At 73.4% G+C, this 26,553-nt stretch carries 20 protein-coding genes; 5 read left to right on the top strand and 15 right to left on the bottom strand.

Annotated features, from left to right (window positions below):
* Positions 1-21: 21 nt before the first annotated feature.
* Positions 22-3,933: a multifunctional oxoglutarate decarboxylase/oxoglutarate dehydrogenase thiamine pyrophosphate-binding subunit/dihydrolipoyllysine-residue succinyltransferase subunit gene (locus ABZW32_RS05680; RefSeq protein ID WP_356211574.1), complete on the top strand. Its 3,912-nt coding sequence runs from the start codon at positions 22-24 to the stop codon at positions 3,931-3,933.
* A gap of 101 nt (positions 3,934-4,034) precedes the next feature.
* Here ABZW32_RS05680 and fxsT read toward each other — a convergent pair whose 3' ends face one another.
* From fxsT to ABZW32_RS05645, 7 genes are all read right to left on the bottom strand, one after another.
* Positions 4,035-7,037 (bottom strand): FxSxx-COOH system tetratricopeptide repeat protein, encoded by a 3,003-nt coding sequence (gene fxsT, locus ABZW32_RS05675; RefSeq protein ID WP_356211571.1) that lies wholly within the window; start codon positions 7,035-7,037, stop codon positions 4,035-4,037.
* Between the two features lie 150 nt (positions 7,038-7,187).
* Positions 7,188-8,465, bottom strand: a complete 1,278-nt coding sequence (locus ABZW32_RS05670; RefSeq protein WP_356211568.1) for an HEXXH motif domain-containing protein — start codon at positions 8,463-8,465, stop codon at positions 7,188-7,190.
* A gap of 566 nt (positions 8,466-9,031) precedes the next feature.
* Positions 9,032-10,297, bottom strand: coding sequence for an FxsB family cyclophane-forming radical SAM/SPASM peptide maturase (locus tag ABZW32_RS05665; RefSeq protein WP_356211565.1), 1,266 nt, complete (start codon positions 10,295-10,297; stop codon positions 9,032-9,034).
* A gap of 122 nt (positions 10,298-10,419) precedes the next feature.
* A complete protein-coding gene (gene fxsA, locus ABZW32_RS05660) occupies positions 10,420-10,614 on the bottom strand; it encodes an FxSxx-COOH cyclophane-containing RiPP peptide (RefSeq protein ID WP_266842240.1) in 195 nt (64 codons plus the stop codon).
* A gap of 74 nt (positions 10,615-10,688) precedes the next feature.
* The gene (locus tag ABZW32_RS05655; protein ID WP_356211562.1) at positions 10,689-14,051 is read right to left on the bottom strand and encodes an SAV_2336 N-terminal domain-related protein; all 3,363 of its coding nucleotides are present in this window, start codon (positions 14,049-14,051) and stop codon (positions 10,689-10,691) included.
* Positions 14,052-14,057: 6 nt separating this feature from the next.
* Positions 14,058-15,071, bottom strand: a complete 1,014-nt coding sequence (locus ABZW32_RS05650) for a MoxR family ATPase (protein WP_356211559.1) — start codon at positions 15,069-15,071, stop codon at positions 14,058-14,060.
* 85 nt (positions 15,072-15,156) lie between these two features.
* The gene (locus ABZW32_RS05645; protein WP_356211556.1) at positions 15,157-17,265 is read right to left on the bottom strand and encodes a trypsin-like peptidase domain-containing protein; all 2,109 of its coding nucleotides are present in this window, start codon (positions 17,263-17,265) and stop codon (positions 15,157-15,159) included.
* Between the two features lie 136 nt (positions 17,266-17,401).
* Here ABZW32_RS05645 and ABZW32_RS05640 point away from each other — a divergent pair, with 136 nt between their 5' ends.
* Positions 17,402-17,587 (top strand): DUF6104 family protein, encoded by a 186-nt coding sequence (locus ABZW32_RS05640; RefSeq protein WP_030190019.1) that lies wholly within the window; start codon positions 17,402-17,404, stop codon positions 17,585-17,587.
* Between the two features lie 277 nt (positions 17,588-17,864).
* Here ABZW32_RS05640 and ABZW32_RS05635 read toward each other — a convergent pair whose 3' ends face one another.
* Positions 17,865-18,368 carry a hypothetical protein gene (locus tag ABZW32_RS05635; RefSeq protein WP_356211553.1) on the bottom strand — a complete coding sequence of 168 codons (504 nt, stop codon included), beginning with the start codon at positions 18,366-18,368 and terminating at the stop codon, positions 17,865-17,867.
* Positions 18,369-18,590: 222 nt separating this feature from the next.
* Between ABZW32_RS05635 and ABZW32_RS05630 the strand changes: the two genes are divergently transcribed.
* The gene (locus ABZW32_RS05630; RefSeq protein WP_356211550.1) at positions 18,591-18,866 is read left to right on the top strand and encodes a hypothetical protein; all 276 of its coding nucleotides are present in this window, start codon (positions 18,591-18,593) and stop codon (positions 18,864-18,866) included.
* On the opposite strand, the gene ABZW32_RS05625 is transcribed toward ABZW32_RS05630, so the two are convergent.
* The 3 genes from ABZW32_RS05625 to sodN all read right to left on the bottom strand — a co-directional run bounded on the left by ABZW32_RS05625 (position 18,853) and on the right by sodN (position 21,532).
* Positions 18,853-19,422, bottom strand: a complete 570-nt coding sequence (locus ABZW32_RS05625; RefSeq protein ID WP_356211547.1) for a hypothetical protein — start codon at positions 19,420-19,422, stop codon at positions 18,853-18,855. The genes ABZW32_RS05630 and ABZW32_RS05625 overlap by 14 nt on opposite strands.
* 242 nt (positions 19,423-19,664) lie before the next feature.
* A complete protein-coding gene (locus tag ABZW32_RS05620; protein ID WP_356211544.1) occupies positions 19,665-20,885 on the bottom strand; it encodes a helix-turn-helix transcriptional regulator in 1,221 nt (406 codons plus the stop codon).
* Between the two features lie 251 nt (positions 20,886-21,136).
* Positions 21,137-21,532: a superoxide dismutase, Ni gene (gene sodN / locus ABZW32_RS05615; protein WP_007266490.1), complete on the bottom strand. Its 396-nt coding sequence runs from the start codon at positions 21,530-21,532 to the stop codon at positions 21,137-21,139.
* A gap of 172 nt (positions 21,533-21,704) precedes the next feature.
* Here sodN and sodX point away from each other — a divergent pair, with 172 nt between their 5' ends.
* The gene (gene sodX / locus ABZW32_RS05610) at positions 21,705-22,124 is read left to right on the top strand and encodes a nickel-type superoxide dismutase maturation protease (protein ID WP_356211541.1); all 420 of its coding nucleotides are present in this window, start codon (positions 21,705-21,707) and stop codon (positions 22,122-22,124) included.
* Here sodX and ABZW32_RS05605 read toward each other — a convergent pair.
* Positions 22,028-22,657 carry a CGNR zinc finger domain-containing protein gene (locus tag ABZW32_RS05605; protein ID WP_356211538.1) on the bottom strand — a complete coding sequence of 210 codons (630 nt, stop codon included), beginning with the start codon at positions 22,655-22,657 and terminating at the stop codon, positions 22,028-22,030. The two genes, sodX and ABZW32_RS05605, sit on opposite strands and share 97 nt — an antisense overlap.
* Before the next feature lie 93 nt (positions 22,658-22,750).
* Between ABZW32_RS05605 and ABZW32_RS05600 the strand changes: the two genes are divergently transcribed.
* Positions 22,751-23,521, top strand: coding sequence for a class I SAM-dependent methyltransferase (locus tag ABZW32_RS05600; protein ID WP_356211535.1), 771 nt, complete (start codon positions 22,751-22,753; stop codon positions 23,519-23,521).
* Between the two features lie 110 nt (positions 23,522-23,631).
* Here the strand turns inward: ABZW32_RS05600 and ABZW32_RS05595 are convergent, their stop codons facing one another.
* From ABZW32_RS05595 to ABZW32_RS05585, 3 genes are read right to left on the bottom strand one after another with little or no spacing between them, the layout of a single operon-like run.
* Entirely contained in the window at positions 23,632-24,384 is a 753-nt protein-coding gene (locus tag ABZW32_RS05595; RefSeq protein ID WP_030225732.1) for an amino acid ABC transporter ATP-binding protein, read from the bottom strand.
* A gap of 11 nt (positions 24,385-24,395) precedes the next feature.
* Positions 24,396-25,349: an amino acid ABC transporter permease gene (locus ABZW32_RS05590; protein ID WP_266842233.1), complete on the bottom strand. Its 954-nt coding sequence runs from the start codon at positions 25,347-25,349 to the stop codon at positions 24,396-24,398.
* A gap of 30 nt (positions 25,350-25,379) precedes the next feature.
* Positions 25,380-26,330, bottom strand: coding sequence for an ABC transporter substrate-binding protein (locus ABZW32_RS05585; protein ID WP_356211532.1), 951 nt, complete (start codon positions 26,328-26,330; stop codon positions 25,380-25,382).
* Positions 26,331-26,553 lie beyond the last annotated feature (223 nt).

Here is a 26,553-nt window from a genome sequence, read left to right as displayed (position 1 = left end):
CGGAAGAGGGCGGTTGCCGCCGTGTCGCCACAGTCCCCCAGTAACCCGAGCACCACGACCGAAGCAGCAGAGGGCGGGAAGACCCCTGCCTCAGGCTTCGGCGCGAACGAGTGGCTCGTCGACGAGATCTATCAGCAGTACCTCCAGGACCCGAACTCGGTCGACCGGGCCTGGTGGGACTTCTTCGCCGATTACAAGCCGGGGGGCGCTGCCGCTCCGGTGAAGGCGGACGGTCCCGGGAAGTCCACGACGACGGATGGCGCCTCCGCACAGGCCGCCACCTCCGCCGCAGCTCCTCAGGCCCCCGTCGCCGCCGCCACGGGGGCGGCGCGCGCCGTGCCTCCCGTCGCCGGCAACGGCTCCCCCGGGGCGGCCCCGGCCGCTCCGGCCGCTCCGCCTGTGTCAGCTCCTGCCCCTGCTCCTGCCACCCCCTCTGGTGCCCCTGCTGTGACTGTCACCTCCCAGGCCCCGGCCGCCGCACCGGCCGCGCCCGCCCCTCAGGCTCCGGCTCAGGCCGCCGCCCCCGTAGCCAAGGCCGCGCCCGCCACCGAGGCCCCCTCCGGCCCCGAACTGGTGACGCTCCGCGGCCCGGCCGCTGCCGTGGCCAAGAACATGAACGCCTCCCTCGACGTGCCGACGGCCACCTCCGTCCGCGCCGTCCCGGTGAAGCTGCTGTTCGACAACCGCATCGTCATCAACAACCACCTCAAGCGCGCCCGCGGTGGGAAGATCTCCTTCACCCACCTCATCGGCTACGCGATGGTCCAGGCGATCAAGGCCATGCCGGCCATGAACCACTCCTTCGCGGAGAAGGACGGCAAGCCGACCCTGGTCAAGCCGGAGCACGTGAACTTCGGCCTCGCGATCGACCTGGTGAAGCCGAACGGCGACCGCCAGCTCGTCGTCGCCGGCATCAAGAAGGCCGAGACCCTCAACTTCTTCGAGTTCTGGCAGGCCTACGAGGACATCGTCCGCCGCGCCCGCGTCGGCAAGCTGACGATGGACGACTTCACCGGCGTCACCGTCTCGCTGACCAACCCCGGCGGCCTGGGCACCGTGCACTCCGTGCCCCGCCTGATGCCCGGACAGTCGGTCATCATGGGCGTCGGCTCCATGGACTACCCCGCCGAGTTCCAGGGCACCTCGCAGGACACCCTGAACAAGCTGGGCATCTCCAAGGTCATGACCCTGACCTCGACCTACGACCACCGGGTCATCCAGGGCGCGGCCTCCGGCGAGTTCCTGCGCATCGTCGCGAACCTGCTGCTCGGCCAGGACGGCTTCTACGACGCCGTCTTCGAGGCGCTGCGCATCCCGTACGAGCCGGTCCGCTGGAACCGCGACATCGACGCCTCCCACGACGACGACGTCACGAAGGCCGCCCGCGTCTTCGAGCTGATCCACTCCTACCGGGTCCGCGGCCACGTCATGGCCGACACCGACCCGCTGGAGTACAAGCAGCGCAAGCACCCCGACCTCGACATCACCGAGCACGGCCTCACCCTGTGGGACCTGGAGCGCGAGTTCGCGGTCGGCGGCTTCTCCGGCAAGTCGATGATGAAGCTCCGCGACATCCTCGGCGTGCTGCGCGACTCGTACTGCCGCACCACCGGCGTCGAGTTCATGCACATCCAGGACCCGAAGCAGCGCCGCTGGATCCAGGACCGCATCGAGCGCCCGCACTCCAAGCCGGAGCGCGAGGAGCAGCTGCGCATCCTGCGCCGCCTGAACGCCGCCGAGGCCTTCGAGACCTTCCTGCAGACGAAGTACGTCGGCCAGAAGCGCTTCTCCCTGGAGGGCGGCGAGTCCGTCATCCCGCTGCTCGACGCGGTCATCGACTCCGCGGCCGAGGCCCGCCTCGAAGAGGTCGTCATCGGCATGGCCCACCGCGGCCGCCTGAACGTCCTCGCCAACATCGTCGGCAAGTCGTACGCGCAGATCTTCCGCGAGTTCGAGGGCAACCTCGACCCGAAGTCGATGCACGGCTCCGGCGACGTCAAGTACCACCTGGGCGCCGAGGGCACCTTCACGGGCCTGGACGGCGAGCAGATCAAGGTCTCGCTCGTCGCGAACCCGTCCCACCTGGAGGCCGTCGACCCGGTCCTGGAAGGCGTGGCCCGCGCGAAGCAGGACGTCATCAACAAGGGCGGCACCGACTTCACGGTGCTGCCGCTCGCCCTGCACGGCGACGCGGCCTTCGCCGGCCAGGGTGTGGTCGCCGAGACGCTGAACATGTCGCAGCTGCGCGGCTACCGCACCGGCGGCACCGTGCACGTGGTCATCAACAACCAGGTCGGCTTCACCGCCGCCCCGGAGTCCTCGCGTTCGTCGATGTACGCGACCGACGTGGCCCGCATGATCGAGGCGCCGATCTTCCACGTGAACGGTGACGACCCGGAGGCCGTGGTCCGCGTCGCGCGGCTCGCCTTCGAGTTCCGCCAGGCGTTCAACAAGGACGTGGTCATCGACCTCATCTGCTACCGCCGCCGCGGTCACAACGAGTCCGACAACCCGGCGTTCACCCAGCCGCTGATGTACGACCTGATCGACAAGAAGCGCTCGGTGCGCAAGCTGTACACCGAGTCCCTCATCGGTCGCGGCGACATCACCCTGGAAGAGGCCGAGCAGGCGCTCCAGGACTTCCAGGGCCAGCTGGAGAAGGTCTTCGCGGAGGTCCGCGAGGCCGCCACGCAGCCCCCCGTCAGCGTGCCGGCCCCGGCGCAGGCCGCGGCCGAGTTCCCGGTGGCCGTGAACACCGCGATCTCCCAGGACGTCGTCAAGCGGATCGCCGAGTCCCAGGTCAACATCCCCGAGAACGTCACCGTCCACCCGCGCCTGCTGCCGCAGCTGCAGCGCCGCGCGGCGATGATCGACGACGGCACCATCGACTGGGGCATGGGCGAGACCCTGGCCTTCGGCTCGCTGCTGATGGAGGGCACCCCGGTCCGGCTGTCCGGCCAGGACTCCCGCCGCGGCACCTTCGGCCAGCGTCACGCGGTCCTCATCGACCGGGAGACCGGCGAGGACTACACGCCGATGCTGTACCTGTCGGACGACCAGGCCCGCTTCAACGTCTACGACTCGCTGCTCTCCGAGTACGCGGCCATGGGCTTCGAGTACGGCTACTCGCTGGCCCGCCCGGACGCGCTGGTCCTGTGGGAGGCGCAGTTCGGTGACTTCGTCAACGGCGCGCAGACCGTCGTCGACGAGTTCATCTCCTCGGCCGAGCAGAAGTGGGGCCAGACCTCCGGCGTCACGCTGCTGCTGCCGCACGGCTACGAGGGCCAGGGCCCGGACCACTCGTCCGCGCGTCCCGAGCGCTTCCTCCAGATGTGCGCGCAGGACAACATGACGGTCGCGATGCCGACCCTGCCGTCGAACTACTTCCACCTGCTGCGCTGGCAGGTCCACAACCCGCACCACAAGCCGCTCATCGTCTTCACCCCGAAGTCGATGCTGCGTCTGAAGGCGGCGGCGTCGAAGGCGGAGGAGTTCACGACCGGTTCGTTCCGTCCGGTCATCGGCGACTCGACCGTGGACCCGAACGCGGTCCGCAAGGTCGTCTTCTGCGCGGGCAAGGTCTACTACGACCTTGAGGCCGAGCGGGAGAAGCGCGGCATCACCGACACCGCGATCGTCCGCATCGAGCGGCTGTACCCGCTGGCCGGAGCGGAACTCCAGGCGGAGATCGCCAAGTTCCCGAACGCGGCGAAGTACATCTGGGCCCAGGAGGAGCCGGCGAACCAGGGTGCGTGGCCGTTCATCGCGCTGAACCTGATCGACCACCTCGACCTGGCCGTCGGCGCCGACATCCCGGCCGGCGAGCGCCTGCGCCGCGTCTCGCGTCCGCACGGCTCGTCCCCGGCGGTGGGCTCCGCGAAGCGCCACCAGGCGGAGCAGCAGCTCCTGATGAACGAGGTCTTCGAGGCGTAGTCGCCGCGCCGATCCGAACAGTTGGAAGGCCCGGTCCCCGATGGGGGCCGGGCCTTCCGGCCGTCCGGGGACCTGCCGGGCCGCATCGGGGAACCGGCCGTCTACGGCTGGGGCTCGAAGTCCCAGTAGGGGCGGGCCTGCTGGCGGGCCGAGACGGTGTGGACGTGCTGGGGGCCCAGGGTGCGGGTGAGGGCCTTGAGGCCCGCCTCCTCGTGCTTGGAGGCCTCCGCGTCCTCCCGTACCGAGCGCAGGTCCGCGGCGAGGGCGATCTGGGCGCTGAGCGCCATCGGGTGGTCGGGGCCGAGGATCCGTTCGGCCCCGCGCAGGGTCTCGCGGCTGAGGTCGAGCGCGTCCTCCAGGCGGCCGGTGATGTTGCGGTGCCCGGTGGTGTTCAGGGCGCAGCCCAGGGTCCAGGGGTGGCGGTCGCCGAGCGCGGCCCGCATGCCGACCAGGGCCTGTTCGGCGAGGTTGAGGGCCTCCGTCCGTTCGCCCTGGGCGCGCAGTACGAGGGCGAGGTTGCCGACGGTGCCGATGCTGTACGGGTGGGCGAGGCCGAGCTGGGACTGGTAGCCGCGGACGACCTCCTCGGAGATCCGGCGGGCCTCCTCGATGTCCCCGTACTCGCGCAGGTAGGTGGCGTAGTCGGAGGCGACCATCAGCGTCCAGGGGAACTCGGCCCCGAACACCCGGGTGGAGCGTTCCAGGACGCCGCGCAGCCGGGCGCCGGCGCCGGGGATGTCACCGGAGCGGCGCAGGCACATGCCGAGGTTGTGTTCGGCGCGCAGGGTCTGCGGGTGGTTGAGGCCGAGGACCTGGGTGTTGAGCTTGAGGCCCTGTTCCTGGCGGGCGAGGGCCTCGCGGTAGCGGCCCATCAGGCGCAGGCCCATCGCACAGCCGATGCCGGAGGAGAGGGTGGCGATGTGGCGGACCCGCAGGACCCGTTCGCGGCGGCGCAGGGTGTCCAGGTCGGTGTCGTAGGCCTCCTGGTAGCGGCCGAGGAGGCGCAGGACGACGGCGACGTTGTTCTGGGCGTTGAGGGTGGTGGAGTCGTCCTCGCCGAGGAGTTCGCGGTAGGTGGCGAAGGCGTGCTCCAGCAGGGTCCGGGCCTGGTCGAACTTGGCGGTGCTGAGCAGGACCCCGGCGTAGGTGCTGGTGGCGCGCAGGGTCTCCAGGTCGCGGTCGCCGCGTTCGGTGACGAGCCGGTCGGCGACCGAGCGGGCGAGGGTCTCGGCCTGCCGGAAGCGGCCGAGCATCCGCAGGGCGCCGCCGTAGTGGTAGCTGAGTTCGCGGACCTGGTCGTGGTCGTCGCCGAGCATGGCCCGCCAGACGCCGTCGGTCTGCTCGGACAGGCGCAGGCAGGTGCGGTACTCGCCGGCGAGGATCAGGTAGCGCAGACAGTGCAGCAGGAAGGTCTGGATGCGGGGGTTGCTGCTGGTCAGGACGCCGGCGGAGTCGAGGTGCGGGATGAGTTCGGCGTAGCGGGGCCAGAGCCGGGAGTCGGTGGGGCGGCCGGGGTCGGCGGCGGCGAGGACCTGGCGGACGGCGCGGGAGAGCTGGTCGGCCTCGTCCTCGGCGAGGTTCTCGCGGACGATGTTGTGGACCATGCGGTGCAGTTGCACGGTCTCCAGGCCACCGCCCTCCTCCACGGAGAGGTCGGAGTACTCCAGACGGACGACGGAGAACTGGACGAGCTTGTTGAGGGCCGCGTTCCAGCGGATCTGGTCGTTGATCAGCCCGGCGAGGTGTTCGGGCACGTCGTCGGCGGGGAACTCGCGCAGCAGCCGCAGCGGGACCCTGCCGGGGGCGAAGAAGACGAACAGCCGCAGGAGGGCGAGGGCGTCGGGGAAGTTCTCCCGGACGTTGTTGAGGAGTATGGCCAGCGCGGTCGGGAAGGGCAGCGGGTAGTCGTCGGAGAGGGTGACGGCCTCGTGGGAGTCGAGCCGGCGCTGGAGGAGGTTCAGGTAATCGCCCACGCCGATCGGCGAGTCGGCGAGCCAGCCCGCGGTCTGGTCGAGGGCGAGGGGGTAGTCCTCCAGTGCCTCGGCGAGCTGGTCGGCCTCCTCGCCGGTGAGGCGGCGGGCCCGGCGGCGGATGAAGGTGATGGACTCGGGGCGGGCGTAGAGGGGGACTTCGACGAGGCTGGTGTGGCGGGCGGCCCATTCGCGGTTGCGCGAGGTGATGATCACGTCGCCGGCGCCGGAGGGCAGCAGGTCGGTGAGGTCGTCGGGGCTGTCGCAGCCGTCGAAGACCATCAGCCAGCGGTGGAACGGCGCCCCGCGCCGCAGCGCCTCCAGGACGGCCCGGATCTGCTCGCCGTAGCTGCCGGCGCCGCGCGGCAGGCCGAGGGCGGGGGCCAGGTCGGCGAGGCGTTCGCGCAGGGTGGGGCGGTCCTCGGCGGGCACCCACCAGACGACGTCGTACTCGGAGGCGAAGCGGTAGGCGTACTCGGTGGCCACCTGGGTCTTGCCCACGCCGGACAGCCCGAGCAGGGTCACGGTGGACGCGCCGGGCGGGGCCTCGGTGAGGGCTTCGCGGAGCCGGCCGATGACGTCGTTGCGGCCGGTGAAGCGCGGGTTGCGGCGCGGGACCCGGCCCCAGATCTCGGGCGGGTCGTTGGGGAAGCGGGGCCCGCGGCGGCCGCTCTCGGTGCCGATCCGGTCGGTGGGCAGGTCCAGGCGGCGCAGCACCCGGTACTCGGCCTCGTAGGAGTCCAGGCCCCACAGGTCGGTCTTCTCCAGCGCGGCCACGGCACTGGGCAGCGGGGCGTCGGTGAGGCAGACGGCGGCGAACCGGTCCGGGTGGGCCTCGGTGACGGCGCGCAGGGCGGTGTTCCACTCCTCGTCGGTGTGGGTGCCGGCGGAGAAGTACCGCTCGCTGAGGACGAGGAGGACCTTGCCCCCCGCCCGGGGGAGGTCGTCCAGGGCCTCGGCGAGGCCGGGGCTGGTCTGGGGGTCCCAGCGCTGGAGCGCGACGCGGTGGCCGTGCTCCTCCAGGCGGTGGGCGATCCACACCGCCCAGGGGCGGTTGAAGCCGGCGAAGCTGATGACGAAGCGCTGCGGCTGGGCGGCTCCGTCGCGGTCGAGTCGCGTACCGGTACCGGTCATGCGGCCGTCTCCCTGGGGTCCGGGCGGTGGACGGGACGTGAGGCGGTGCGAGGGGCGGTGCGGGGGTGTTGCGGGGGCGGTGCGGAGGGCTGTGCGGGGGCAGTGCGGGGGGCTCTGTGCGGGCTTGAAAGGTACCGCAGCCCGGGGCCCTCAGACCTGTACGAATGCCGCGAGTTCGGGGTGGGCCTCGCACCAGGCGCGCCGCTCGCGCTCCAGCGCGCGCCGGGCGGTCGCGTGCTGGTCGCCGGGGGGCGGCAGTTCGTCCATGGTCCGCTCGGCGGCCGCCATTCCGTCCACGAACTCCCGCCCGGCTAGCGTCAGTTGCGGCTGAGCCCGCAGTACGGGGAGGACGGCGGCGACCTGTGCGCGCACCCGGGCGTGCTGGGCCCAGGCGCCCCGGGCCCCGTACAGCGCGGCCCGCTGCCAGTACCCGGCCAGCGCCAGGTGGGCGTACGCCCCGTGCAGCAGCCCCTCCAGCGGCCTCGGGTCGCTGCGCCAGGGGGCCCAGAGCCGGGGCGTGCGGTCGGCGGTGTGCAGGGTGAGGATGTCGGCGAGGGCGGCCAGTTTGCCGTGCTGCACCTCGTGGACCAGGGTCGCCGCCAGCGCCGGCGGGGCCTGGGCGCGGGCCAGGACGGAACCGGCGGCCGCGGGGAGGGTGGCACCGCTGGAGCGGGTGCCGCCGGCGAGGGGAACCACGGAGCGCAGCAGCCGGCCGATCTCGTCCGCGCGGGTGGAGTCGTAGCGCTCCAGCAGGGTGAGGGCGCCGGACCACTGGGTGTCCCAGCGCTTGTGGCCCTTGGGGGTGAGCCGCCGGGCCGGGCGTACGGGTGCCGGGTGTGCGGCGGGCGGGGCGCGGTAGGGGTCGAGGTCGTCGAGGGCGGTCCGGCCGCCGGGCAGGGCGTGCAGCGGGAGGGTGGCGCAGGAGTCCCAGGAGCGTTCGGTGAGGGCGAGCGGGCCGGGGCGGTCGGGGCGCAGCAGCCCGAGGGTGGGCAGGGCGAGGCGGCCGCCGACGGGCCGCAGGGTGGCCTTGAATCCGATGCCGGCGCGCAGCGCGGCGGCGACGGCGAGCGCCCCGAGGTGGGCGAGGTCGGGCGGGGGCCCCTGGGGAGCGTGCAGGCGGCGCAGGGTCTCCTCGGCCCAGACGCCGGTGGCGGGGTAGTGCAGGACGTCGCGCACTGCCTCGGGGTCCTGCCGTTCGGCCTCCTCCAGGAGCGCCCAGCGTTCGGCGGCCTCCGCGCCGGGCGGGGCGTCGAGGACGGAGTCGAGGACGGCGCGCAGCAGCAGGAGCCGCTTGGAGCGGCGTACGTCGCGCACCAGGCGGGTGCCTTCGGCCGAGGGCTCGGTGGAGGCGAGGGCGCGCAGCGTGTGGGAGCTGACGGTGAAGCGCGCGAAGCCGCCGCCGGGCTCCGCCGCGCCACCCCGGACCACACCCGGGTCCCGCCCCGGACCCAGACCGTCCCCCCGGACCTGCTCCCGGTCCGGGCCTTGCCCCTGCTCCCGGTCCGGGCCTTGCCCCTGCTCCCGGTCCGGGCCTTGCCCCTGCTCCCGGTCCCGGCCTTGCCCCCGCTCCCGATCCCGGATCCTGCCCCGAGCCGGTCCTTGACACCGTTCCTGGGCCTGGGCCTGGGCCTGGGCCCGGTCCGGGGCCTGGCCTTGGGCCCGGTCCGGGACCTGGTCCCGGATCCTGCCCTGTGTCGGTCCTTGACCCCGTTCCTGGGCCTGGCCTTGACCCCGTTCCTGGGCCCGGTCCAGGGCCTGGTCCTGGTCCTGGGCCCGGTCCAGGGCCTGGGCCTGGCCTTGGGCCGGGCCCGGGGCCTGGTCCCGGATCCTGCCCTGGGCCGGGACCGGCAGCAGGTTCCGGCCCGGGGGCGGGTCCCCGTCCAACGGGGCCTCCCTGCCCCGGGACGGGTCGCGGCCCTGGGGCGGGTCCCCGTCCGGGGGGTTCTGGGCATCGGATCCGGCCCGGGAACGGGCATCGGCTCGGGCGTGGTGGGTCATGAGGCGGCCCGTCCCGTCGTCGCGGCCAGGTGCAGGGCCCCGGCGATGTGCCGGATGACGGCCTGGAGGTCGGCGCAGTACACGGACGGCTGGCGGAAGCCCTCCCCCGCGCGGTAGCGGTGCGGGTAGTGGCCGCCTCCGCACACCTCGACGAGTTCGCAGGAGCGGCAGCCGGGTGCGAGGGCCTCCCGGCCCAGCTGGCGGGCGGCGAAGCCGGGGTGGTCGAGCAGCTGGTCGAAGCTGTGGGTGTCGACGGTCATGCCGGTCGCGGCGGCCCCTTCGTAGGCGGACTTCAGCGAGTCGGCCTGCTCGATGGCGCCGTCGGTCTCGACGACGGCGGTGGCGGCCGGGGCCAGGCCGAGCGTCTCGGTGGCGGTGGGCAGGCCCAGCAGCAGTGCGATGACCTCCTCGAAGATCCGGATCCGGGTCCGCCGCACCCCGTCGTGCCACCAGCGGTCGAAGACGGCCAGCAGCCAGTCGCCGTACGGGGTCCCGGGCCCCGGCCGGCCCGGTGGCGGGGTGCTCCAGTTGGCCAGCGGCAGCAGCAGGCCGATGGCGGGCGGCGCGAAGTCGAGCAGGGACTCGTAGGTCTCCACCGGGTCCTGCGCCAGGTCCACCACGCACAGCACCCCGGCATAGCCCTCGGGGTGCCGTGCGAGCAGCCGCAGCCCGCGCGCGGCGGCGCCGAAGCCGGGCCGCCCGCCGTGGTCCACGCGGCGGGTGTTGTGCGCGGGCAGGCCTCCGTCGAGGCTGACGCCGACCCGGATCCCGGCGGCGGCCAGGGCGGTGATCCGGCCCCGGGTCAGGAGGGTGCCGTTGGTCTGCACGCTCGCGGTGACGCGGGTGCGGGGTGCGCGGCGGGCCACGGCCGCCCGTACCGCCTCGACGGGCACGGCGAGGGCGGCGGGCGCCGCCAGGAGGGGCTCTCCGCCGTGCAGGACGAGGTCGACGCGGGGCAGGTCGTGGGCGGCGGCGTGCTCGGCGATCCGTTCGGCGGCGCGCAGGGCGGTGGCCCGGGTCATGACGGCGGGGCGGGTGCGCCAGCTCTGGTCGGCCATCTCGTAGACGTAGCAGTACGTGCACGCGAGGTTGCAGCGGCTGTGGGTCTTGAGGACGAACTGCCGGATCGGCTGGGGACGGTGGCCGGCGGCGCGCAGGGCCGGCACGTCGAGGCGGGCGTAGGGCCAGGGGGCGTGGCGCGCGTGCCGGTCGAGGGTCGGGTGCGCGGGCAGCACGGGACCGCTCGTGATCGCTCGCCTCATCCGTCGGCACCTCCCTCCCCCGGCCGACACCCGGGGGGACCCCCGGGACGGTCCATCCCTGCCCCCCGGACGGGCCCGGCTAACGGCGGAAAGTGGTCAACCCGCGTCGGCGCGACGTGCGCTCAGGCGACGCCGGAGTCGAAGGCGTTGAGGATCTCGGCGGGGTGGGTGACCCGCTCGACCATGCTCTCGATGACCTCGGCGAGCACGGGATGGTCGATCCCGCGCAGGGCGGCCAGGTCGAGACCGGAGAGGTCCGGGAGCCGCCCGGGACACGGGCGGGTCGGTGCTGCCGCTTCCTGACGTCCGGTCACCATGGGCTGCCCGTCCCCCTGTCGTCCCGCTCTTCCGGTCCACTGCCTCTTCCCGCCGTCCGGCGGGGGGAAACGGCTCACAGGCCCTCCTCCAGGGCGCGGATCCGCGCCGTGAGCGCCTCGGCGGACCACGGCACCCCGGACGGTGCGGCCTCCGCCGCGCCGGCCGCCGCCGCCTCGCACTCCACCGTTTCCGCGTCGGGCGCCCCGTCCCGCGCCGGGTCGAGGCGCCGGCGCAGTTCCAGGGCGGCCCGGTAGGCGTCGAGTGCGGCCCGCGGCCGGGCGAGGCGTTCCAGTACCTCGCCGCGCAGCTCCTGGACGCGGGCCGCCAGCCGCAGCGCGGTGTCCTGCCGTTCGTCCCGGTCGACCTCCAGTGCGGCGCGCCAGGCCCGGCGGTAGGAGTCCGCGGCCCGGTCGAGGCGGTCGACGGTGCGGGTGTGGACGTGGATCTCCCGCTGGACGTCCCCGTGGTCGCGCCAGGCGCGGGCCCGTTCCAGGGGGTGGTGGCTCTGGCGGACGGCGAGTTCCAGCAGGTACTCCGCTTCCCGCAGGTCGACCAGGTCCCCCTCGTAGGCGTGCCGCAGCCGCAGGCCGGTGGCCAGTCGCAGCAGCCGGGGGGCGGCTCCCGGGTCGGACTGGGGCACCGCCGAGCGGCTCTCGCGCAGGACCCGTACGGCGGTGGAGGCGAAGCGGCGCCCGTCCGCGGCGCGCGTCCGGTCCAGGAGTACGTCACCCCACTCGGGCAGCAGTTCGGCGAAGGCCTCCCCGTCCCGGGGGATCAGCCTGCGGGCGCGCCCGTACGCCTCCGAGGCCTCCTCCAGGGCCGCCGGATCCGCGTCACGGGCGTACCGGGCCCGGTGCACCCGGGCCAGGCACAGCAGGGCGGCGAGCCGCGCGTCGGGCTCGGCGGCCGCCCCGTCCAGGGCGCGGGCCAGCTGTCCGGCCGCCTCCTCCAGCCGGGCGGGCAGGTACCGCAGGGCCTCGGCCAGCTCCACCCGGACGTGGGCGGTGCGCGCGGCGGCGGTTTCGGCCGCGGGGCCTTCCCCGGCGGCGGGTGCCCCGGCGGTGCCGGTGCCGGTGCCGGCGCCGGCGTCCGGGGCGGAGGCGGCGGCCTGCTCGGCGAGGAGCGCGGTGAGGCCCCGTGACAGGTGGTCGGCGGCCTGCTCGGCCAGGGCGGCGCGCTCGGTGGGGTCCGGGGTGCGGGGCAGCAGGGCCAGCAGGACGCGCCCGAGGGCCAGGGCGGGTTGCGGCCCCGTGCCGGGGGCGGTGTCCGGGCCGGTGAGGGCCTCCAGTACGGACCGGGCCTCGTGCAGCGGGCCCGGGTCGTCGCGCAGCGCACCCAGCCGGATCAGGGTCTGCGCCCGCCGCACGGCGCAGTCGCGGCGCAGGGCGGGGCCGGCGGCGGCGCCCGCCGCGGCGAACTCCCGGTCGGCGGCGGCCAGCAGCTCCGGGTCGGGCCCGGCCGCCAGGGCCCGCTCGTACAGCACCCGGCCCCGGGCCGCCCGGGCGGGCGGGGAGCCCAGCCCGGCCACCGCCCGCTCGGCCTCGTCGAGGAGTTCGGGGTCCCGCTGGACGGCCCACAGCCGCAGCAGTGCCCCCGCGAGCTCGGTCTCCGCCTCCTCCGGCGGGTCCTCGGGACCGGCCGGGGCCGCCACGGCCCGCCGCAGCAGGGCGGCGGCTTCGTAGAGGGCCCGGGCGTCGCCGTCCGCGAGGCGGTCCCGGGCGGCCCGCAGCCCGGGGGCCCGGCCCGCGGGGGCGGGTGGGGCGGGCTGTGGCGGGGCGGCGTCCTGGTCGTCTTCGGGGGGACCGGGCAGGTAGCGCCGTACGACCTTGGCCGAGACGTGCGCGAAGGCCTGCGGGAGCCGCCCGGCGGGCACCCGGCCGGGGTCGTCGGCGGGGGCGTCCGGCGGAACGCCGGTGAGCTGGGAGACGGCGAGCGCGGGGAAGTCGCGCACGCCGCGGCCGAAGTGCGCCCGTACGTACTCGGAGCAGTGCTTGAGCACCAGGGCGGCCTCGTCGCGCCCCAGCGGCCCCAGCAGCACGTCCTGCACCCCGGGGACGAACTCGTACCAGTTCCCCGCGGGTTCGCCGCTGCGCCGCAGCAGCCCGCCGAGCAGTACCTCGGCCAGGTCGGAGGGTTCCGAGTCCGGCAGCATCGTGCGCTGGACCAGGCGCATCACGGGCAGCGTCAACGGCGCCGCCGCCAGGTACACGGCGAGCTGTACGGCGCCGGGCGCGGCGGAGGCGCGGAAGCGGCTCACCAGCTCGCGGGGCGGCCGGGCGGTGCGGGGCAGCGGGACGGGGGCGGCGGGGTGCCGGGCGAGGACCCGGCCGACCTCGGCGGGCACCGGGCCGGTGCCGAGTCCGGCGACGAGCCGGGCCCAGGCGCCGAGGGCGGCGGCGTGCGGCGGCAGCACGGGGACGGTGAGCCCGCCCGTGGGCTGTCCGGGCCGCGGCGGCCGGTCCGGGCGGAACCTCAGCTTCAGTCCGCCGCCGACGGCTCCGCCACCGCCCTCGGCGTGCTCCAGCACCCCGCGCTCGGTCGGCAGCCAGCTGCGGTTCCACAGCCGCTGCGGCAGGGGCTGCACGATCACGCAGGGCGTGCACTCGGCCCAGCGGTGGAGCAGCCGCTGGGCCTCGCCCTCCCGCCACACCGGGCCGGTGCAGTCGGAGACGACCATGGTCAGTGCCCGCCCGGTGGGGTCGCGCAGCTGGTCGCCCGAGCGCAGGGCGGCGGCGGGCGAGGGGCCGCGTCCGACGGCGGCCGTGCCGTCCGCGAGGCGGTGCAGGTAGTGCGCCTGGACGTCCCGGAAGGCGCCCAGCCGCTCGCAGACCGACCGGAGTTCCTCGAACATCTCCTGCCAGACCGCCATGGAGGGGGAAGCGTCCATCACCAGCCTGACGGTCGCCTCCCGCCGGGTCTCGGGCCGGAGCACCGGGATGACCAGGCCCGGGGCGCGGGCGCTGGCCTCGGCGGTGGCGGCCTCGTCGAGGACCGTACGGACGGGCAGGCCGGGGGGCCGGTGGCGCTGGAGGGCGCGCAGGGCCCGCTGGATGTCGAGGATGCGGGGCAGGGCGGCGGCGCCGGGCACCCGGACCGGCACCCCGCCCCCGAGCGGGATCTCCGCGTCCGGGTCTCCGTCGGCGGCGTGCCGTGCCCCGGCGGCGTAGAGCCTGACCGGATCCTCCGTTTCCGTTTCGTCCCGGCGCGGCGGCGGGGGCGGCGGCTCCCCCGGGTCCTCCCGTCCCTGCCGGGCCGGATCCGCGCGGACGGGATCCGGACCGGCGGGGACGGGCCGGGCACGGGTGCGGGTACGCCCGGCCAGCCAGAGGGCGTCGGCCAGTTCCCCGGCGGACGGATCGAGCCCGGCGGCCCGCAGCAGCCCGGCCAGGGCACGGATGTCGGGGTCCACGGGCCCCTGGTCAGCGGAGGCGGCCACGGGCCCTCACCTCGGACGGTCGAGGCGCTGGATGAGCAGGTCCGCGAGGTCCTCCCGGGTGGGCGGGGCGGCGTAGTGCGTCAGGTAGATGGCGTTGAGCAGCTGGTCGGCGGCGACGAGCTCGGAGCGCGAGCGGCTGAGGAACTCCCGGATCAGGTCGGCGCCCAGCCGGGCGGCGTCCTCCCCCAGGTGCGCCCGGACCATGGTGGCCAGCCGCTTCTCCCCGGGCTGCCCGAGCTTGAGCTGGATGCACCGGCGCAGCAGGGCCGCCGGGAAGTCCCGTTCGCCGTTGCTGGTCAGGATGATGAACGGGAAGGCCCGGCAGCGCACCCGGCCGTCCCGGACGGTCACCCTCGCCCCGTCGTCGGTGAGCACCCGCACCTCCGGCTCGGAGTCGGCGACCCGTTCCAGTTCCGGGAGGGTGAACTCGCCTTCCTCCAGTACGTTCAGGAGGTCGTTCGGCAGGTCGATGTCGCTCTTGTCGAGCTCGTCGATCAGCAGGACGCGCGGCCGCTCGGTGGGCAGCAGCGCCGTCCCCAGCGGCCCCAGCCGGATGTACTTGCCGATCCCCCCGGCCCCGGCCCCGCCGCCGCCCGCGCCGGCGGCGATCTGCACGTCCTGGAGCCGGGCCAGCGCGTCGTAGCGGTACAGCCCCTCCTGGAGCACGGTCCGCGACACCACGGGCCAGCGCAGCACCCGGCCGAGCTTGAGCTCGTGGGCGACGGCGTGCGCGAGGGTGGACTTGCCGGTGCCGGGGTAGCCGGTGACCAGCAGCGGCCTGCGCAGGTAGAGCGCCGCGTTGACGGCCTCCAGCTCCTCCGGTTCGGGCCGGTGCAGTTCGGCGGCCTGCCGGTGGGCTCCCAGGCGGCGCGCCACGTTGCCGTCGGCGGTGGCGGCCGCCCCGCCCGGCGGTTCGACGGGGCCGCCGTCGAAGTCCCGCCACGGCGGCGGATCGGGCAGTGCCGCGATCCCGTCGTGGGGTTCGCCCACGCCCCGGTAGATGAGCCATTCGTCGTTCACGGCCGTCCCCTCCCACGCAACGCGACTCGCCCGCACCGGCTCCCGCCCGGCCGGCGCCCCTCCCGCCGGCCACCGGCCCGCCGGTTCACAGATCCCCCTGCAACGGCTCGTCCTCCGGCAGGGCCCGCGCCGGGTCCTCCCATACGAGGGCCAGCCCGGCCGCCCAGTAGGCGTCGGGATCCGCCCCGTACGCCCGCCCGCGCAGTGCCTGGACGCGCTGCGGCAGCGCCGCGCCCCGGCCCGCTTCGGCCAGTTCCTCCCGGACGCCCCGGTGGTAGGGCGCGCAGGACGCCCCGGGGTCGGCCGGGGGCCGTCGGCACACCACCACCCCGTAGCCCGCGTCCCGCAGGACGTGCAGCGCGCCCAGGGTCGGTTCGGCGTCCGGCGCCCGGCAGAGCACCGGCACGGTGTTGTCGGCCAGCCCCGCCGTCCACTCCGGCGAGGGGCTGCGGGGGCGCCCCCGCACGCAGTCGGCGCGCTGGTCCAGGAGCGGCCCGGCCTGGACGCGGGCCCAGCGCGGGTCGGCCGCCTCCCCGGCCGGCCCCGGGGGCAGGCGGAAGACCACCGGCCGCTGGACGCCGACCGGCACCCCGCCGGACACCGTCCAGGCGTCCACGGCGAGCCCGAACAGGTCGGGTGCCGCCGCCACTTCGAGGAGCGCGGCCGACTCGTGCGTGTCGCACCGGCGGAAGCCCTCGGCGAGCGGGGCCCGCAGTGCCTCCGGCAGCGCGGCGAGGGTCTCCCGTACGCCCGCGTCCACCGGGGTGACCCGGCCGGGGCGGGCCGGTCCGGCGAGTACCGAGACCCGCCAGTCGTAGACGTCCTCCCAGCCGTGCGCCCACACCTCCAGCAGCACGGAGGGCCCGGCGGGCAGTCCCCGGTCCCGCCGGACCGGTCCGTGCGCCGCCCGGCCCACGGCGGCGCGCCGGCGCCGTTCCCGCTCGGCGAGGCCGCGCTCGTGCCGCTCGGCGAGCTCGCGCCGCAGCGGGCGCCACAGCCGTTCCGCGGTGGCGCGGACCCAGTCCCACAGTTCCTCGTCGGCGCCCGGCGCCGGGGGTTCGCGGTGGTCGGCCACGCTCACGTCGGTGGCGTAGCGGAGCATCGCGGCGGCCTCCCCGCCCGCGCCGGGCGGGTCGTGGAGCAGCCCGAGCCCGTCGCGCCAGCTGAGCGGGGCCGGCAGGGCGGTGTCGGGCTCCTCGCCCCGGGCCCGCTCGGCCAGCTCGCGTACGGCCTCCGAGGAGCCGGGCGGCGGCAGTTCGGCGAGCAGCCCGCACAGGGTGGTGCGTTCGCCGGGGGTGAGCCGCCCGCGCCCGCCGTACGGGTCCCCGTCCGCGGCGGCGAGCTCGTCGTGCACGTCGGTCCAGGTCCGGCGGCTGTCGAGGTCGCTGACGTGGCGGTCGTAGTGGTAGAGGTCGTGGGCCTGCATGACCCTGCGGTACAGGCCGGTCTGTCCGGTCGCGGCCATCGGCAGGGTGCGCAGCCGGTCCACGGACACGGCGAGCCCGCCCCCGCCGCCGTGCCGCCGGGCCTTGACCACGCCGATGACCTCTCCGCGCGCCAGGTCCACCACGGGCCCGCCGGACATGCCGGCCTCGATCTCGTCCTCGTCGCCGAGGCGGATCGCGGCGCCGCCGGCGGCGGTGCCGCGCAGCCGGGTGGTGCGGCCGGTGATCTCGCGGATGCCGAGTTCCTCGGTGCAGCCGAAGTAGGCAGCCTCCTCCAGCCGGGGTCCGGCCCGGTCGGTCAGCCACACGCAGGCGTGGGAGATCGGCGAGAGCACCCGCACGAGCGCCAGGTCGGGCAGGTCCCACAGGGCGCGCCGGCCGGGGCGCCGTTCCTCCAGCCGTTCGGGCAGCACGCACTCCACGCGGCCGGTGACCGTCCCGATGCCCGCGTCGGCCCGCGGCCCCGGCGGGCCGGACCCCGTTCCCGGGCCCGGTCCGGAGGAGAAGCTGATCCCGACCTCACGTCCCGCAAGACGCACCGCAGCACCCCCTTCACCGACCACGTGCGCACACGTCAGGACCCAGCCGGGGGCGATGAAGAAGCCGCTCCCCCACGTGGGTCCGGTCCAGTCGTTGCCGGGGTTCTCATACCCGCCCGGGGGCGCGTGGACGCGTACCGTGGCGGCCCGGACCAAGGGCTCCAGGAGCTCGAAAGCGCGCGCGGGGCCGGTCGTGCGCCCATCAGGCATCCCTCGGCCCCCGTCTCCCGCTCGCCCCACCGGGACCTCCACGCTAGCGCCGCTGCCGGGACGAGCGGGAGGTGTCGCCGGGACCCGGCTTATCCTGGCGGGAAACACCCCCATCACCACACGCACGGAGCGCGACTTGTACTTCACCGATCGCGGCATCGAGGAGCTGGAGAAGCGGCGCGGCGAGGAGGAGGTCACCTTCGAGTGGCTGGCCGAGCAGCTGCGCACCTTCGTCGACCTGAACCCGGACTTCGAGGTCCCGGTGGAACGCCTGGCGACCTGGCTGGCCCGCCTGGACGACGAGGACGAGGACGAGGAGTAGGAACGGGGGAGGGCGCGGACCGGGACCGGTCCGCGCCGTTCCCCGGAGCGCCCGCGGCCAGGATTCGGGCGGCCCGCCCCGGGCCGCCTGGCCGGAACAGGCGGTCCGCCCCGCCTGGGCCACGGATCAGGCCCCGACGAGCCGGCCCGGGTCGTCCAGCCACACGTACTGTCCCGGTCCGGGCCTCCCCCGTCACCCAGATCCCCGGAGGATGCCGATGACGAGGGCCGCCACGCCCGCGAGGAGGACCATGACGCAGGCGGCCTGGCGGGAGCGCTCACCCATGTGATGCCGCCTCCGTGGGCGGGGCGGGTACGCCGGCCTCGGCGATGCGGGCGGCCCCGACCCGGACGAGGAGCCGGATCGCCGCCGTCCGGCAGAAGTACGCCCCGGAAGGGGGCAGCGCGGCCCAGTGGATCGGCCGGTGCGGGGTGGCGCGGACGAGGGTGGTGTCCGGCACCCCGAGGTGTGTGCCGGGTCCGAGACACTCGACGCCCGCCCGGATCCTCCAGCGCTCCGAAGTGCCGGGCTCGACGAGGGCGTAGTGGTTCCGGCCCCGCGCATCGTGGATGACGGCTCCCTCCAGGGCCCAGGCGACGGCGAGGTCGGCGACGCCGCTCACCGAGCTCTCCGTGGCCGCGTGGACGATGTCGTCGGGAATGCGGACGGCCTCGAAGCGGCCGAGTCGCAGCAGCGCGAGCCCATGCTCCTGCCACTCCGCCTCCGCCTGCTGCGGCTGGGGATTGCTGCCCGCGAGCCACCTCCGGAAGTCGCGGTTCACGGGGTGGCCCCCGCTGTGGGAGTTGCCATCGTTTCCTCCGGGTGGTTGCGGATGGCGTACGTTCCGCCAGCGTCGGGTTCGGCGGCGAAGACGCCGCCGGGGATGCGCTCGTTGGGCTGATCTGCCGACTGTCGGGCCGGCGGGGTTCGACGAGGGAGTGGCGTGGTCATGGCTCTGCTCTCCTTCGGGCCCCCTGCGGGAAGGGGTGTACGGTGCGGGGGCATGAGCGAGCCGTTCGCCCGAGGCGAGCACCCGGCGTGCGGGATCTGCCCGGCCCACCGGCTGCCCCGGGAGGGGTTCGTGGTCTACGACCGGCCGAGCCGTGAGTGCCCGTTCGACCCGGCCGACGGATTCCGGTACACCGCCGACCGGATCCCCGCCTGCGTTCACCCCGACAAGGTCGGCCTCGAGCCGGACCGGATCGCCCCGCCCCCGGAGCCCCTCGCGGCCCGGATCGAGCCGGAGCCGATCAGGCGCCGGTGGTTCAGGCGGCGCTGAAGGAGATGTCGTGCTCGCGGCCGGCGCGGTCCAGGCCGATGGAGGCGTACCGCGCGGTGAGGATCTTCAACCGCCGCTCGACCTCCTCGGCCGGAAGCCAGTAGCGGGACGGGGGTTCACCCCACGTGAGGCGGTAGGCCAGGTTGGTGAAGCACCCTGCCTCGTAGTCGGTGTGCTCCTGGTCGGTCTGGTGGATGAGGGCGAAGCCGGCCCGCTCGGCGATCCGGGCGAACAGCTGCGGCTGCGCGATCATCGCGTGGGTCATCTCGTCCACGGGGACCGCGACGGGCACCTCGGCCAGGCGCTCGTCTTCGGTCAGGTCGAACACGGCGGCCTTCAGCGCCAGGGCGCGCAGGCCTTCGCGGAACAGCGGGGCCTTGTCGGTGTCGAGGTTCCACCGCTCGATGACGGGGAAGCCGGTGAAGCACTGCCAGTCGCTGGAGTACCCCAGCGTCGCAGCCTCGAAGGCGGCGAACTCCTCGTCGGCCATGACTGCGGCCATTACCTGCGTCGCGCGGCCGACGACCTCGGCCGGGGTGGGCATCGTGGCGCTCATCCGGCGCCTCCTTCGATGAGTGGTGGTGCCCGGCGCTGCCGCGTCAGATCGTCAACGGCAGCGCCGGGGACTGGGTGCCGCCCGGCCGGTGCCTGGAGGAAGGGATCAGGCTTCAGTCGCGGCGGCTGATGACCAGTGAACGCGCGACAGCGCCCCGCAACTGGCACAGGTTGTGACAGTTAAGGGACGCTGCGTGACAGGTGTGGCGCGTGTGACTGGTGTGGCGCGTGTGACTGGTGAGGCTAAAGGTCAGCCCCGCACCACGACGCGTACCCGATCAGCGTGTCCGGGGTGCGCCGCGCCGCGTGCACGAGGCCGCTGACGGTCTCCCGCACGCTGGGGTGGTACTTGGCCTGCTGCGGGGCAATGGCGCGCGCCTTGAAGAGCGACGACAGGGCGGCGTCCGTCTTGCCGGTGGACAGCTGTGCGCGGGCGGTGTCGATCCAGAAGTGCCCGAGGCGGTCGGGGAAGTAGTCGGCCGGCGGCCGTACCTCCTTGGCGAGCTGTAGCGCCCGGCCGTGGTTGCCGAGCTCCATCTCCACGGCGGAGGCGTGGATGGCCACATTGGTCGGGCCGAAGCTCTGGATGTGCGGGCCGTCGCCGCCGGCCCCGGTGACCTCGCGCCCGAGCCGGTCTGCGAGCCGGCGCGCTTCGGACAGTTCCGCCCGGGCAGTGTCGGCGTCGCCCCGGCGGCAGGCCAGCATGGCGGCTCGGAGGCGCAAATTCCCGGCAGAGCACAGAGCGGGCACCGCGGCTGCCCGGACCCCGTCCTCGACGACCGTCAAGGCTCTGCCGATGATTGCCTGCCCGACCTCCAGGCGGCCCGTCGAGAAGGTGGCGTAGGCGCGCATGTAGTGGTGCAGGGCCATCAGGTAGGGGTCGTTGCCCCGTTCGACCGAGTAGTCCATCCGGGACAGCAGCAGCGACACCAGGTCCGAGAGGCCGAGGTTGTACGCGACGTCGTAGGCGGACCTGTACACGTGCACGAGCATCCGGTGGGCCCGCTCTTCGGCCTCACCGGTCGCGGTCTGCGAAATCTGTACCAGTTCGTCGATCAGCGGGGGCGCCATGGAAACGATCTTGGCGTAGTTGGACGCGCGCCGGGCATCGAGGACCAGGCGGACATCGGCGCCGATCTCGGGGAGGCCCCGGACGGCGACCTCGTCCAGCGGCAGATCCCAGTTGTCCAGGGAGGCCCGCAGGTCGGCCAGGGGGCCGTCGAGGCGGTCGCGGGCATGGTCGGCTGCGTAGGGCTGTCCGGTGAAGGTGGTGATGGGGACGCCCATGGCGCGAGCGAGAGCGGCGATCAGGGGGCCCGAGGCGGGGCGCCTGCCCTGTTCGACCTTCACGAGGAGGCTGTACGAGATGTTTGCCTTGGTGGCGAGCTGCGTCTGGGTGAGCCGGCAGAGTCTGCGGTACGCGGCAATGCGAGTACCCGTGCCAGCGACAGGGTTCTGGGGCATTCTGTCTTTGCTCCGTCCTGCGTGGTAGGCCTACCGGGACGGTACCCGCCGCCGGGTGGCGGGTGAACGGAAAGAGCCCTGGCCGGTTGCCGGTTGGGGCTCCCCGTTCGCCAGCGCGCCAAAGGCGCTCCTCTCCCGAACGGCTCCCAGATGATCTCGGGAAGCCCAACGGCCCGGCCGCGTGGAGCGGTCGGGCCGTTGTCATGTGCGCTCTGAACAGCAGCGCAGCGGGATCTTTCGGGCGCCCGGGATCAGGCGGCCTTGGTCTCCCAGAAGATGCGGTCGATCTCGGCGATGAGCTCCAGGGCCTTCGCGCCGGTCGCCGGGTCGTTCGACGCCTTGGCGGCCGAGAGGGCCTTCAGGGTGTCGTTGACCAGGGTGTGCAGCTGCGGGTACTTCTCGAAGTGCGGGGGCTTGAAGTAGTCGCTCCAGAGCACCGACACGTGGTGCTTCGCGAGCTCGGCGCGCTGCTCCTTGATGGTGATGGCGCGCGCGCGGAAGTCCGCGTCCTCGTTGGCCTGGTACTTCTCCTGGACGGCCTTGACCGACTCGGCCTCGATACGGGCCTGGGCCGGGTCGTACACGCCACAGGGCAGGTCGCAGTGGGCGGAGACCTTCACCTTGGGGGCGAAGAAGCGGGAAAGCATGGAGTGGGTCCTCCTCGTGATCGTCTTCTCAAGGGTGGAGATTACTCGCTGAGAAACCGGAAATCGCGGGCGCCCCCATGGGCTTAGGACAAAAGTCCAGGGGCGGTCGAGGAGTGGTGAGCGAACGTACGGGGCCGTACGGCAGCATGCGGGGAGGACGAGGAGGCCGGACATGACGGAGAACAGGCGCACACGGGGGCGCATCGGCATCACCGAGGTGACGGGCCCGTCGATGGCCCCGACCCTGGCGGACGGGGACCGGCTGGTGGTCCGGTACGAGGCGCTGGTCCGGCCGGGTGACGTGGTGGTTTTCCGCCATCCGCTGCAGCAGGACCTGCTGGTGGTGAAGCGGGCGGCCGAGCGCCGGGCGGGCGGCTGGTGGATGCTCGGCGACAACCCGTTCAACGAGACCGGGGACAGCACCGACTACGGCGCGGTCCCCGAGGAGCTGGTACTGGCGGTGGCCCGGCTGCGGCTGCGGCCGCGGCCGGACGGTCAGCGCTCGCTGAGGGCGTGGCTGTCCTGGGCGGCCTCCGCGGTGCGGCCGATGCGTGCGGACTCCTCGGCCTCCAGCCGCTTGCGGGCGCGGTAGGCGGCGACGTTGGCGCGGGTGGCGCAGCGGTCGGAGCAGTAGCGCCGGGAGCGGTTGGTGGAGGTGTCGAGGTAGGCGTTGCGGCAGGGCGGCGCCTGGCACAGGCCCAGGCGGTCGGGGCCGTGCTCGGTGAGGGCGAAGGCCAGGCCCATCGCCGCCATGGCGGCGTAGCCGGCGGAGGCGTTGGAGGGGTGCTCGGCGAGGTGGATGTGCCAGTCGGGGCGGCCGTCGTCTCCGACCAGCTCGTGGCCGGAGACCTGGGGGCTGACGGGGAACTCCATGAGCAGGGAGTTCAGCAGGTCGACGGCGAGGACGTGGTCGCCGCCGTCGGCGGCCTCGAAGACGGCGCGCAGCCGGCCGCGCACGTTGCGGAAGCGCGTGACGTCGGTGTCGGTGACCCGGCGGGCCATCTGCACGCTGGCCCCGAAGAGGGCGCGGACGTCGTCCACCGAGGTGAGCGCGTCCTTGTTGCGGGCCGGCTCCTCGGTGTTGACCAGGCGCACGGCATAGTCCGAGTAATGGGCCAGTTCCACTTGTAGTCCTTACGGATGCGGATTAGTGTCAGCAACGGCCGCGCGGTAACGGCTGGTACTGGTTCGAGGGTATTACGTATGGAGGGGTTCTCGATGACGGATACGGCGACCGGCTCGTTCGGTACGGACTGGCAGGCCTGGCAGGACAGCTGGGACCGCCAGCAGGAGTGGTACATGCCCGACCGCGAGGAACGGTTCCGGGTCATGCTGGACATGGTGGAAGCACTGGTCGGCCCCGCCCCCCGGGTACTGGATCTCGCGTGCGGTACGGGAAGTATCACGGACAGGCTCTTCAAGCGGTTCCCGGAAGCCTCCAGTACGGGGCTCGATCTCGACCCCGCGCTGCTGACGATCGCCCGGGGCCACTTCGCGGGCGACGACCGGGTCACCTTCGTCACCGCCGACCTCAAGGACCCCGACTGGCCCGCGGCCCTCCCGTACGAGTCCTACGACGCCGTCCTGACCGCGACCGCGCTGCACTGGCTCCCCAGCGCCGACCTGGCCGTCCTGTACGGGCGGATCGCCCCGCTGGTCCGCCCCGGCGGGGTCTTCATGAACGCCGACCACATGCCCGACCCCGCCACCCCGCGCATCGACGCCGCCGAGCACGCCCACCGGCACGCCGGGATGGACCGGGCCCGCGCCCTGGGCGTCCCGGACTGGCGCGAGTGGTGGGCCCTGGCCGCGGCCGACCCGGTCCTGGCCGAGCCCACGGCGGCCCGGTTCGAGATCTACGGGGAGCACGCGGACGGCGACACCCCGGACGAGGCCTGGCACGCCCGGACCCTGCGCGCGGCCGGCTTCGCCGAGGCCCGCACGGTCTGGCGCTCCCCCTCGGACGCGCTGGTCCTAGGCCTGAAGTAGGGACTTCAAGAAGGCGAGCGGGCGAGCGGGCGGCCCGCGCGGGGGCAGGGCACGACGAAGGGGCGGTACGGGAACCGAATCCCGTACCGCCCCTCACGCGCGTGCCGCGGCTACAGCACCTTGGACAGGAACGCCTTGGTGCGGTCGTGCTGCGGGTTGCCCAGGACCTCGCGCGGGTGGCCGGACTCGACCACGACGCCGCCGTCCATGAAGACGAGGTTGTCGCCGACCTCGCGGGCGAAGCCCATCTCGTGGGTCACCACGATCATGGTCATGCCCGATTCGGCCAGGTCCCGCATGACGTCGAGGACGTCACCGACCAGCTCCGGGTCGAGCGCCGAGGTGGGCTCGTCGAAGAGCATCAGCTTCGGCTCCATGGCCAGCGCGCGGGCGATCGCCACGCGCTGCTGCTGACCGCCGGAGAGCTGGGTCGGGTAGTTCCCACCCTTGTCGCCGAGGCCGACGCGGTCCAGGAGCTTGATCGCCCGCTCGCGGGCCACCGCCTTGGACTCGCCCTTGACCATGACCGGGGCTTCCATGACGTTCTCGATGGCCGTCATGTGCGGGAAGAGGTTGAAGCGCTGGAAGACCATGCCGATGTCCCGGCGCTGGGCCGCGACCTCGCTGTCCTTCAGCTCGTAGAGCTTGTCGCCCTTCTGCTTGTACCCGACCAGCTGGCCGTCGACCGAGAGCCGGCCGGCGTTGATGCGCTCCAGGTGGTTGATGCACCGCAGGAAGGTGGACTTGCCGGAGCCGGACGGACCGACCAGGCAGAAGACCTCACGGGGGGCGACCTCCAGGTCGATGCCCCGCAGGATGTGTGCGGCGCCGTACGACTTGTGGACGCCTTCGGCCTTGACCATCGGCTGGGCGGTCACTTCGCCACCTCCGTACGGCGGAACATGTTCAGGTTGGCCTTGAGCCGCTCGAACGGGGTGGGGGGCAGGCTGCGCAGCGAGCCGCGGGCGTAGCGGCGCTCCAGGTAGTACTGGCCGACGCTGAACACGCTCGTCAGGGCCAGGTACCAGATGGACGCGACGAAGAACATCTCCATGACCGCGCCGGCGGTGCTGCCGATGTTGGAGCTGGCCCGCAGGAGTTCGGTGTACTGCACCGCCGAGACCAGGGAGGAGGTCTTCAGCATGTTGATGAACTCGTTGCCGGTCGGCGGGATGATCACGCGCATCGCCTGCGGGAGCACGATCCGACGCATGGTCTGCGTCTGGGTCATGCCGAGCGCGTGCGAGGCCTCGCTCTGGCCCTCGTCGACGGACTGGATGCCCGCACGGACGATCTCCGCCATGTAGGCGCCCTCGTTCAGGCCGAGGCCCAGGAGGGCGACCATGAACGGCGTCATGACGTCGACGGTCTCGTTCTTGTAGATCGGCCCCAGGTTGATGTACTGGAAGATCAGCGGGAGGCTGAACCACACCAGGAGCTGCACGTAGACCGGGGTGCCGCGGAAGAACCAGATGTAGAGCCAGGACACGAAGCTCGTGACGGGGTTCTTCGACAGGCGCATCACCGCGAACAGGATGCCGAGCACGAGGCCCAGCGCCATGGACGAGATGCTGATGATGATGGTGTTGCCCATGCCCGCGATCACGGCGGGGTCGAACAGCTTGTCGCCGACCGTCGCCCAGATGATCTTGCCCTGGGAGAAGGCGTAGACGAGCCACCCGAGGAGTACGGCGACGACCACGGCGCTGATCCAGCGGCCGTAGTGCCGTACGGGGATTGCCTTGATGGCCTCGTAGGGGGTGGTGCCCGAGGCGCCGGGCCCGGCCGGCGGCGTCGCGGCCGGACCCTTGTCGATCTTGTCAGTCACAATGACTGCCCTTCAGTGGAACGCTCGGACTTACTTGCCCGCGTTGATCGTGGCGGACTGCACGGCACTGCCCTGGACGTTCCACTTCTCCAGGGCCTTGGCGTAGGAGCCGTCCTTGATGCTGGCGTCGAGGGCTTCCTTGAGCGCGTCGCGCAGCTGGGTGTTGTCCTTGGAGACCGCGATGCCGAAGAGGCCGACGTCGGACTGCTGGCCGCCGACCTCGAAGTCGTTGCCGCCGCCCGAGGTCTTCGCGATGTACGCGGCGACCGGGTAGTCGTTCAGGTCGGCCACGGCGCCGCCGGCCTTGACGCGGGTCTGGGCCTCGGCGTCGGTGTCGAAGGCCTCGATGGTGAGCTTCTTGTCACCGCACTTCTCGGCCTGCGCCTTGAAGGTGTCCTCGTAGATCGTGCCGCGCTGGACGGCGACCGTCTTGCCGCACAGGTCGTCGAGGGACTTGATGTTGTCCGGGTTGCCCTTCTTCAGGATCAGGGAGACGCCGGAGGAGAAGTAGTCGACGAAGTCGACACCCTTACCGATCTTCTGACCCTTGTCGTCCAGGCCCTCCTGGCGCTTCTTGTTGTCGGTGATCGAGGAGATCGCCACGTCCTGGCGGCCGGTCTCCAGGGAGGTGATCAGGCCGTCGAAGGTGCCGGAGGTGAACTTGAGCTCCACGCCGAGCTGCTTGCCGAGCGCGGCGGCGATGTCGGGGTCCACACCGACGATCTTGCCGTTCTCGACGAACTCCATCGGTGCGTAGGCCGTGTCGGAGCCGACCTTGATGACACCGGCGTCCTGGATCTTCTTCGGGAGCTTCGAGAACAGCGGGGCGCTGTTGTCGGTCTTGCCCGAGGACTGCGAGGAGCCCTTGTCCGTCTGGTCGCCACAGCCGGTGAGGATCAGGGCGCCGGCGACCGCGATCGCGCCGACCGCGGCGATCCGGGACCGGGCGGCGGTCGTACGACGGGTGGTGCTTGCGGTCATGAGCTGGTTCCTCCGGCAGGGGTGGAAAGCATCCGAGAGGGGCCGCGCACGCACCATCGAGTGCCGCGTCCCTGTGTGGTTACGGCATCTTGCCATTCGGACTGACGCATTCAGGCTGCCCATCAGGTCAAAATCAGATAACGGGCGCTGCCGACTACCCAACAGGACTGCGGACAAGGCCCCTCGGAGCCGCACAAACCGCCGTGACCAGCCCTTTTGTCCT

The sequence above is a fragment of the Streptomyces sp. NPDC004667 genome, assembly GCF_040609475.1.
Classification (GTDB): Bacteria; Actinomycetota; Actinomycetes; order Streptomycetales; family Streptomycetaceae; genus Streptomyces.
The sequence above is the reverse complement of the archived record's forward strand: the minus strand, read 5'-3'. Positions and strand labels throughout refer to the sequence as shown.

Coding starts and splice junctions, on each gene's coding strand:
- fxsT (WP_356211571.1), bottom strand. CDS start 7,037: ATGACCGGTACCGGTACGCGACTCGACCGCGACGGAGCCGCCCAGCCG.
- ABZW32_RS05665 (WP_356211565.1), bottom strand. CDS start 10,297: ATGAGGCGAGCGATCACGAGCGGTCCCGTGCTGCCCGCGCACCCGACC.
- fxsA (WP_266842240.1), bottom strand. CDS start 10,614: ATGGTGACCGGACGTCAGGAAGCGGCAGCACCGACCCGCCCGTGTCCC.
- ABZW32_RS05645 (WP_356211556.1), bottom strand. CDS start 17,265: ATGCCTGATGGGCGCACGACCGGCCCCGCGCGCGCTTTCGAGCTCCTG.
- ABZW32_RS05630 (WP_356211550.1), top strand. CDS start 18,591: ATGAGCGAGCCGTTCGCCCGAGGCGAGCACCCGGCGTGCGGGATCTGC.
- ABZW32_RS05625 (WP_356211547.1), bottom strand. CDS start 19,422: ATGAGCGCCACGATGCCCACCCCGGCCGAGGTCGTCGGCCGCGCGACG.
- ABZW32_RS05620 (WP_356211544.1), bottom strand. CDS start 20,885: ATGCCCCAGAACCCTGTCGCTGGCACGGGTACTCGCATTGCCGCGTAC.
- sodN (WP_007266490.1), bottom strand. CDS start 21,532: ATGCTTTCCCGCTTCTTCGCCCCCAAGGTGAAGGTCTCCGCCCACTGC.
- sodX (WP_356211541.1), top strand. CDS start 21,705: ATGACGGAGAACAGGCGCACACGGGGGCGCATCGGCATCACCGAGGTG.
- ABZW32_RS05600 (WP_356211535.1), top strand. CDS start 22,751: ATGACGGATACGGCGACCGGCTCGTTCGGTACGGACTGGCAGGCCTGG.
- ABZW32_RS05595 (WP_030225732.1), bottom strand. CDS start 24,384: ATGGTCAAGGCCGAAGGCGTCCACAAGTCGTACGGCGCCGCACACATC.
- ABZW32_RS05585 (WP_356211532.1), bottom strand. CDS start 26,330: ATGACCGCAAGCACCACCCGTCGTACGACCGCCGCCCGGTCCCGGATC.